The organism is Synergistaceae bacterium, assembly GCA_031272035.1.
Classification (GTDB): Bacteria; Synergistota; Synergistia; order Synergistales; family Aminobacteriaceae; genus JAISSA01.
The window spans coordinates 1-8,625 of the sequence record JAISUO010000093.1 but is presented as its reverse complement, the minus strand read 5'-3'; the positions used below and the strand labels follow the sequence as shown (position 1 = coordinate 8,625).

7 protein-coding genes are annotated in these 8,625 nt (G+C 54.9%); 1 reads left to right on the top strand and 6 read right to left on the bottom strand.

The window, feature by feature from the left end; translation table 11 throughout:
- The first annotated feature begins 438 nt into the window (after positions 1 to 438).
- Positions 439 to 1,794: a cation:dicarboxylase symporter family transporter gene (locus LBR61_10955; GenBank protein MDR1732598.1), complete on the top strand. Its 1,356-nt coding sequence runs from the start codon at positions 439 to 441 to the stop codon at positions 1,792 to 1,794.
- A gap of 158 nt (positions 1,795 to 1,952) precedes the next feature.
- Here the strand turns inward: LBR61_10955 and LBR61_10950 are convergent, their stop codons facing one another.
- The 6 genes from LBR61_10950 to LBR61_10925 form a co-directional block, all read right to left on the bottom strand.
- Entirely contained in the window at positions 1,953 to 2,810 is an 858-nt protein-coding gene (locus LBR61_10950) for a class A beta-lactamase-related serine hydrolase (GenBank protein ID MDR1732597.1), read from the bottom strand.
- A 100-nt stretch (positions 2,811 to 2,910) separates the two neighbouring features.
- Positions 2,911 to 4,422: an ABC transporter substrate-binding protein gene (locus LBR61_10945; protein MDR1732596.1), complete on the bottom strand. Its 1,512-nt coding sequence runs from the start codon at positions 4,420 to 4,422 to the stop codon at positions 2,911 to 2,913.
- A gap of 93 nt (positions 4,423 to 4,515) precedes the next feature.
- Positions 4,516 to 5,538 (bottom strand): ATP-binding cassette domain-containing protein, encoded by a 1,023-nt coding sequence (locus LBR61_10940; GenBank protein ID MDR1732595.1) that lies wholly within the window; start codon positions 5,536 to 5,538, stop codon positions 4,516 to 4,518.
- Entirely contained in the window at positions 5,538 to 6,545 is a 1,008-nt protein-coding gene (locus tag LBR61_10935; GenBank protein MDR1732594.1) for an ABC transporter ATP-binding protein, read from the bottom strand. The genes LBR61_10940 and LBR61_10935 overlap by 1 nt, the downstream gene beginning before the upstream one ends.
- Positions 6,546 to 6,572: 27 nt before the next feature.
- Entirely contained in the window at positions 6,573 to 7,457 is an 885-nt protein-coding gene (locus LBR61_10930) for an ABC transporter permease (protein MDR1732593.1), read from the bottom strand.
- 13 nt (positions 7,458 to 7,470) lie between these two features.
- Entirely contained in the window at positions 7,471 to 8,403 is a 933-nt protein-coding gene (locus LBR61_10925) for an ABC transporter permease (GenBank protein ID MDR1732592.1), read from the bottom strand.
- Positions 8,404 to 8,625: the final 222 nt, after the last annotated feature.

Below are 8,625 nucleotides of genomic sequence, written 5' to 3'. Positions count from 1 at the left end.
CCCCAACCGTCGCCGCAAATAAGACACGGCTGAATTTTCAACTCGGACAGGTCAATAAGCTCCCCGGATTTCCCTGCGCGCTCAATGCCCAGCAGCGCCGCCCGACCGCAGGCCGCCGTGAGGCCGTTCTTGTTGGGGCTTGCCGTAATGACAGAGTACATATTACCGTCTCCTTCATCATAATGATTGAGAAAAGTATACTCCCACCAGAGAAAATCGGCGCTTGCCCGCCGTTGTCGGTACGGGGCCGGCGGGGGCTCAGACCACCCTGGAGCTTTTACGGAAAGTCAGCTTTTGCAGGAGCTTCCACTCATCATTAAGTAATTGATTATTTTGATTACAATGAACAGCGCTGCTTTTTTGCTTGAATTGACTTATATCAGGACTTCTAGAATAATGGGTATAGAGGCTCCGCATATCTGACGAAAGGGTGATAGTATGTTCTGGCTTAACGTCGGTTTGCTGGCGGTTGTTCTTTTTGTGCTTTGGAGAATGAACGCTTCGGGCAAAAGCTTTTCCGTCCGCGTTCTTTCGGGTCTTGCGCTTGGAATCCTGGTGGGGTTGGCTCTGAAATATTTCCCCGCGGACGACGCCGGAGCGATGCAGAGCGCCATGGAGTGGTACAGCCTGGTCGGTAACGGTTATGTGGCCCTTTTGCGCATGATATCCTTTCCTCTCATTATGATCAGCATCCTGTCCGCCATCGTGAACCTGGAAACGACGAAAGCGCTGGCGAAAAAGGGCGCGGCGATCATCGTCGTTCTGATTGCGACGACCGCTATTTCCGCCGCCATTGGCATCTTCGTGGCGAAGGGTTTCGGTCTGCGTTCGGACGCGATCAAAATAGGGGATGCCGAGCAGAAACGAATGGAATACATGGAGGGCAGGGCCCAAACCAACCTTTCCCTTCCCGCGCAGCTGATGAAAGTGATCCCATCGAACCCCTTCGCGGCCATGACGGGTGCGGGAGACAACGCGACTCTTTCCGTGGTGTTCTTTTCCAGCCTGCTGGCTATCGCCGTTCTGATTTTGCGCCGTGAGGAACCTGAGCTTGCGGAGAAGTTCAAAGCGGGGACGAAGGTGTTCTACGGCGCGGTTCTGGAATTGACCTATATGATTCTGGAATTGACCCCCTACGGCGTTTGCGCCATCATGGCGAGGACTCTGGCCTCCACCAACTACGCCGCCCTCTTCACTCTGGCGAAATTTGCCGGGGCGTCTTATGTGGCGTTGGGTCTGGTTCTGGTCATGCACCTCCTGCTGCTTTTGGCATTCGGTTTCAACCCGTTCATCTTCCTGAAAAAGAGCTGGCCGACTCTTTCCTTCGCTTTCCTTTCCAGAACGAGCGCCGGCACTCTGCCGATGACGATCAAAACCCTGAACGACGGGTTCGGACTGGATAAGGGGCTGTCGGGCTTTGCGGCGTCCCTTGGAACTTCCATGGGGCAGAACGGCTGTGCCGGCATTTATCCCGCCATGCTGGTCATGATGATTGCTCCGACGCTGGGAATAGACATCTCCAACCCCGCATTTCTGGTTCAAGTGATTCTGACGGTGGCCATATCCTCGTTCGGCGTGGCTGGGGTCGGAGGCGGAGCCACATTTGCCGCCATCATGGTCCTCTCCGCGCTGGGACTTCCCGTGGGTTTGGCGGGCGTCCTCATCTCCGTCGAGCCGATTATCGATATGGGCCGCACGGCCATCAACGTCAGCGATTCAATGGTGGCTGGCCTGATTTCCGGGAAGATCTTCAGTTCGGTGGATAAAGCGGTATACGACAGTCCTTCAGTCTGAGCAAAGGGCGCAAAAAAGCTCTCAGGAGCTTTTTCATAACGATAAAAAACTGAAAGGCTGGAAAGCAAGTCCTTTCAGCCTTTCTTAGGAAAATACTATGCTTATTTGAAAAAGTTAGGACTTAAATTCAGAAATGTTTTGAGCACATACATTTATTTCTATTTCAGGAAAAAGCGCCCTTCCAGCGCCAGATACTGGTCGTAAAGCAATCGAGCGACTCTTGAGCCGTAATTGAGAGCTTCGTGGAATTTATGATAAAGTTTGTCGTGGAAGTCCCTGGTCATGATGGCCACTGCGTACCGTCCGAAAGGCGTGCCGACGATGCCGCCGTCATTCCGGCAGGATTTCAGGCTGCCGCTCTTGGACGCGACGAAAGTTTTCTGGTCCGGAGCTTCGGGAAACGAATCCTCGGTCAGGTAGTAGGGCGGCAGCCAGTTAACCAGGATGTTATTCAGCTGCTGCGCCTTGAAAATATCGAGCATACCCCGCGACGCCTCCGGGCTGATCAGTTCTTCTCTGGCCACCAGAGCGAAAAGCCGTCCATATTCTCTCGGAGTCGTGATTCCCAGGGGGGACTGTGCCTGGTCGCACAGCTTGCGCAGGAGTTTTGTCCGGCGGAAGCCCAAAGACTGTATGGTGTCGTTGATGCTGTCCAGGCCCAGATAGTCGATGATGATGTTCGTGGCCACGTTGTCGCTGACGATGATCATCAGGGTCGCGACGTTTTTGGCGGACATCTCGTCGCCGAAGTCGAAGTAGCGCATCACTCCGCTGCCTTTGAGGTAGTTTTCGCTGGTATAGGGCAGTTTCTCGCTCAGTTTTTTCGTTCCCTCATGCACTCTGCGGAACAGGTCCGCCAGAATAAACGCTTTGATGGTGCTGGCAGTCTCGAACTCCTCGTCCGCGTTGACGGCCACGACGCCGCCCCGCAAATCATCGGCGCAGACTCCCATATGCCCCGAAAATCCTTCCGTTTCCCGAAGAATCCTTTTTTCCAGACTATATTCTTTGTTCACTCGAAACCCTCTCCTATTGGGTATTGTTTTGGGTATTGTTGTTAAAACGACCGCAGGAACGCTGCCGGCGGTCGTTGAATTCGGTGCTGTGGCTGCGGTTTCAGTTCCAGCTCCATTCGTAGACGTACCAGGGATGCCCGGAGGAAAGGTGCGGAACGGCGTTCAGATCCTTTACCCAGACGTAGGGGATCTGCTTGTGCTGGATGGAGATGTAGGGGCAGTCCTCAATGACGGTATTGCAGATTTCCTTGTAATATTTAAGACGATCGGCGCTGTTTGTGGTGGCATCTCCCAGCTTGTACAGCTCGTCCACGCGCGGATTGGAATACCTGGCGTGGTTTGATGCGTTGATCGCCGAGGAAGCGTACATGGTTGCCGTGTAGGACATGTCGCCCGTAAAGGAGTTGCCCATTGTGCATACGGCGTAATTTCCCTTCGCGGCGTTGGTGGAGACGTTTTCCGATGCTCTCAGATTGATCCTGACTCCGCACTCCGCCCATGTCTGTTGGATGCACTGGGCGATTTTCTCGTGATAGCTGCCCGAAATATAGTCGAACTCAAAGCCCATGGCGGTGAAGTCAATGCCGTCGGGATAACCGGCTTCGGCCAGGAGCTTCTTCGCTTTTTCCGGACTGAACTCGAACGTCATGGCGTCCGAAAAATCAGCGCCGAAACTGTTTTCGCTGACGTTCATACGAGCGGGAACTGCCATGCCGTCGTAAGCGACCTGAATGATCGTCTCCCTGTCCACGGCGTAAGTCAAAGCCTGACGCACGAGCTTGTTGTCAAATGGTTTGAGCTCGTTGTTCAGTTCGATGTAGGCCGTGTGGAACGTCGCGCACAACTGCGCGTTGTACTTGCCGCTGTCCCTCAGGGGCGGGAAGTTGGAGACGTTGTAGACCATGAGGAAATCCAGCTCTCCCGTCTCGAAAGCGATGGAGGCGGTGGTTGAGTCGGTGATGATCTTAAACGTGATGTCCCTGATTTTCGCCGGGCCCTGACGGTATTCGTCAAAGCGAGTAAGCTTGATTTCGGAGTTGGGATCGGCTTCCACCAGCCTGTACGCTCCGGTGCCGCAGGCGATGTTGTACAGGTTCTCGTGTTCGGAGTAGAACTTTTTGTTTACGATGGGCAGCTCCGACACGTTGGAGGCGAAAGCGGCGTAAGGCCGTTTGAGATAGACGGTTACGGTATTTTCATCGACGGCCTCGGCCCGGTCGATCATGTTGGTGTAAGAACTGACGGCGGGTTTTGTGGAGGCGGTATTCAGGCTGTAGGCCACGTCCTCGGCGGTAAAAGTTTCTCCGTTGTGGAATTTCGCGCCTTTGACGAGTTTAAAAGTGTACTTCAACCCGTCCTGGGACGCCTCCCAGCCTGTGGCGAGACACGGCTGCACTTTGCCTGAGTCGTCAACGGTGGTCAGCGTCTCGTAAACCTGGTTGAAAACATACCAGGCGACGTATTGTCCGGTGCCGTATGGATCCAGCGTCGGGATGACGCCCTCCACGTAAATGTTGACGTCCTCGCGCCGGGCCGCCTCCGCGCCCTGAAAAGAAGCCGCCAGGGTCAGACAGAACAGGGCGGCGAACAAAATTCGCATAAACTTTTTCATCGGTATTCCTCCTTATTGATTAGTCTATTGGTTGAATTAATTAATACTTGTCTCCAAAAATCCCGCCGTTCCAAAATCCGAAAGCTTTATTGGTTATTTACGGTCGTTTATGCTCTTTGCGAACACCTCCCCGTTCTGCTTCAGTGTGATCTCGTCTGCGGCGACGCAGGCGACAAAATGGTCCGGGGCGATCTGACGAAATTCGGGGTCGGCTGTTGTGCAGGCCTCCCTGCAGAAATCGCAGCGCGGCGCGAAACGGCAGCCCGGCGGCGGATCCACAGGGTTGGTAATCTCTCCGCGGATAATTTGCCTGGGTTTACCGCGCAGGGACAGGTCGGGCAGGGGGATGGCCGAGAGCAGCGCCCGCGTGTAAGGGTGCCGCGGGTTTTTGAACAGTTCTCTCGACTTGCAGGTCTCGATGCACTGCCCCAGGTACATGACCGCGATGTCGTCGGAGATGTGCCTGACCACCGACAGGTTGTGGGTGATGAACATGTAAGTCAGGCCCATGTTGTCCTGCAGATCCATCAGAAGATTCAAAATTTGGGCCTGAATCGATACGTCCAAAGCCGACACGGGTTCGTCGCAGACGATGAACTCGGGGTTGAGGGCAAGAGCTCTGGCGATCCCAATCCTTTGCCGACGACCTCCGTCCAGTTCGTGAGGGTAGGAGTCGTACAGGCGGGCGGCCAGCCCTACCGTGTCCATCAGCTCCCTGATGCGATCGTAGAGTTTTTTCTTCGTGTTGAACATTTTGTTGACGATCATCGGCTGTGCGATGATGTCGGCCACCGTCATGCGCGGGTTGATGCTGGAGTAGGGGTCCTGAAAAATAATCTGCATTTTCCGGCGAAGGTCCCGCATCTGCAGCTTGCCGTACCCCGTGATGTCAATTCCCCTGAAAAAGATTTTCCCATCCGTAGGTTCCGTGAGGCGCAGGATCGTCCTTCCCAAAGTCGATTTGCCGCAACCCGATTCTCCAACTACGCCAAGGGTTTTCCCCGCCTCAATGGAAAGGGAGACGTTGTCCACGGCGTGCAGCTTCGATTTCTTTACGCTGAAGTATTTTTTGAGCCCACGGACCTCAATCACGGGGCTCTCGTTCGTTCCGTTCATCACAGGCGCTCCTCCGCGTACAGGTGGCATAAAACTTCGTGCGTTCCGTCCACCGTGACGTCCGGATGGCTCTCTCGACAGATGTCCCTGCAAAGCGGACAGCGGGTGGAGAAATAACATCCGTCGGGGAGGGCAGTCGGGTCGGGCATCAATCCACCGATAGGCGACAGGCGGTCGGCCTCCGCGTTCATATCCGGTATGGAGCCGAACAGACCCACCGTGTAGGGGTGTCGTTTGTCGGACAGGAAAACATCCTCCACCGTCCCGCTTTCAATGATTTCGCCGGCATACATGACGGCCACGCGGCTGCAGGTCTGGGCAACTATCCCCAGATCGTGGGTGATCAGCAGAATGGCGGACCTGAATTTGTTTTGCAGCTCCGACATGAGGGCCAGGACCTGAGCCTGAATCGTCACGTCCAGCGCCGTTGTGGGTTCGTCCGCAATAAGCAGCTCGGGGTTGCAGGCCAGCGCGGTGGCGATGACGACGCGCTGTTTCATTCCACCCGAAAACTGATGGGGGTAATCCCTTTTTCTCGCCGGCGATATCCCCACCAATTCCAGCATTTTGTCCACCTGGGACTGGATCTCTCCGGAAGACATATTCGTGTCGTTGTGGTATTTCAAGGCTTCGGCTATCTGATCTCCCACCCGCATGACGGGGTTGAGTGAGGACATGGGGTCCTGAAAAATCATGGAGATGCGGTCTCCCCGTATGGCCTTCCGCATCTCTTTCTCGGGAACGTTCAGCAGGTTCCGGCCGCGCAGAAGAATTTCTCCCCGGAGTATCCGGCCGGTCTTCTCGGGCAGCAGCCTCAGGATGGACAAAGCCGTGGTCGTTTTTCCCGCGCCCGTCTCGCCCACCAGCCCCACCGTTTCGCCTTCGTGAATCGACAGGTCGATGCCGTTAACAGCCCTTACCGTCTCCTGTTCCGTACGGTAAACCACCTCCAGGCCCTGGATCTCCAGAATCGCCTGTCTGCCGCCGTCCGCGCGAGTCTTTTCCATTTCGCCGTTCTCCATGTCAGCCATGTGTCAGTCTTTCAGCCTCGGATCCAGGGCGTCTCGCAGGCCGTCTCCCAGCAGGTTGAAGGACAGAGCCGTCAGGATGATGAAGATTCCCGGGGAGATGATCATATAAGGGTAGGTGCGCATGTATTCTCTGGCCTCCGAGAGCAGCGCGCCCCACTCGGGCTGGGGGGCCTGCACGCCCATACCGATGAAACTCAGGCTTGAGGCCGTCAGGATCATGCCGGAGATGCTCTGGGTGGTCTGGACGATAATGGGCCCTATGGCGTTGGGAAGAATGTCCTTCAGAATAATACGCAAATCGCCGGTGCCGCAGGCGCGGGCCGCCTCCACGTATTCCATCTCGACAACCGAAAGAATGGACGAGCGCACAAGGCGGGCGAAGCTCGGCATACTGGAAAGGGAAATAGCGATGAGGAGGTTGGTCATGCTGGAACCCAGGGCCGCCACGATGGAAAGAGCCAGGAGCGTCGTGGGGATGGCCATGAGCATGTCCATGATTCGCATGATGATCTCGTCGACTCTTTTGCCGTAAAAAGCCGCCACGGCCCCAAGGGAGCCGCCCAGCAAAAGGGCGTTGAGAGCCGCGACGATGCCGATGGTGAGCGAAATTCTGGAGCCAAAGATGACCCGGGTGAAAATATCGCGCCCGTACACGTCCGTGCCGAACAAATGGGCTGACGACGGCCCCTGGAGGCGGATGCGCGCGTTCTGTTTCACGATCAGCGACTCGTCCGCGATTACGTTGGCAAAGATGGCGCAAAAAAAGATCACGCACAAAATCACGAGTCCGGCCATGGCCCCCTGGTTCTTTTTGAAACGCCGCCAGAACTCCTTTGTTCGCGTCGAAAACTTATGAAAAGTCAGAGTCAGATCTTCAAGAAATTCCACAATTCCGCTCCTTTCAGCGGCTGTATTTCGCCTTGATGCGGGGATCGCAGAAGGCGTACAGCAGATCTACGATCAGCATGATGATCCCGAAGCAGAACGCGAGAAGAATGATGCTGGCGAGTACGGTGGGAATGTCCTTCAGTTTGATGCACTGGACGATCAGGGTGCCGAGCCCGGGCATCGAGAAAATGGTCTCCGTGACGATGGCTCCTCCCAGCAAACCGCCGAATATCCCGCCCGAAGTTGTGATGACGGGCAGAAGCGCGTTCATGAACGCGTGTCTGAGGACGACGATGCTCTGCGGCACGCCCTTTGCCTGGGCCATTCTCACGTAGTCGGACCGGATGGTTTCCAGCATGGACGACCGGGTGATGCGCAGAACCGAGCCGCCGTTGACGCAGCCCAGGGTGATGCACGGCAGGATGTAATTCCTCCAGGACGAGATGCCGCTGGAGGGAACCCAGCCCAGTTTCAGGGAGAAGATCAGCAGCAGCATCATGGCCAGCCAGAACCCCGGGATGGCCACCAAAACCATGGCCGTGATCCTCGATATATTGTCGACGGCGGAATATTGCCTGACGGCGGATATCACTCCTATGGGGATACCCAGAAGGCACGCGCACACCATGCCGCATGTCGCGATGTTGATGCTGATCGGCAGACGCTTGAAAATTTCGTCGTAGACGGGTTTCTTCGAGAGATACGACTTGCCGAAATCCAGCTTCGTCATGATGTTGTAAATATAGTGGAAAAACCTGACAAAAAACGGATCGTTGAGGCCCATCTCCCCGCGAAGCTGCTCTATGGCCTCCAGCGGAGCGGAAGGCCCCAGAATCAGAATGGCCGGATCGCCCGGCGTCAGATTTATGATTGTAAAGATGATGAAAGCGGTTCCCAACATGATGGGGATCATCGTCAACAACCGTTTGAATATGTAGCGAATCATCTTATTTCTACCCTTCTTTACGCTAACAATTATTTTTTTGCATTTTTTGTTTGTTTGGATAATATTTAAGCAAAATATTTTGCATTTTTGTATGATTAAAAAACACTATAACATGTTTTTTATTTTAATTAAAAATTCTACCACGTAAAGCGAATAAAATCATCCTGCACCGCAGACTGGTTCCCAGGCGAGCCGTGTAAAGGCGGGTATGAGGCCGATACG

Excerpts from the sequence above, each read along its gene's own strand:
- LBR61_10955 (MDR1732598.1), top strand. The coding sequence starts at position 439 with ATGTTCTGGCTTAACGTCGGTTTGCTGGCGGTTGTTCTTTTTGTGCTT.
- LBR61_10945 (MDR1732596.1), bottom strand. The coding sequence starts at position 4,422 with ATGAAAAAGTTTATGCGAATTTTGTTCGCCGCCCTGTTCTGTCTGACC.
- LBR61_10940 (MDR1732595.1), bottom strand. The coding sequence starts at position 5,538 with ATGAACGGAACGAACGAGAGCCCCGTGATTGAGGTCCGTGGGCTCAAA.
- LBR61_10935 (MDR1732594.1), bottom strand. The coding sequence starts at position 6,545 with ATGGAAAAGACTCGCGCGGACGGCGGCAGACAGGCGATTCTGGAGATC.
- LBR61_10925 (MDR1732592.1), bottom strand. The coding sequence starts at position 8,403 with ATGATTCGCTACATATTCAAACGGTTGTTGACGATGATCCCCATCATG.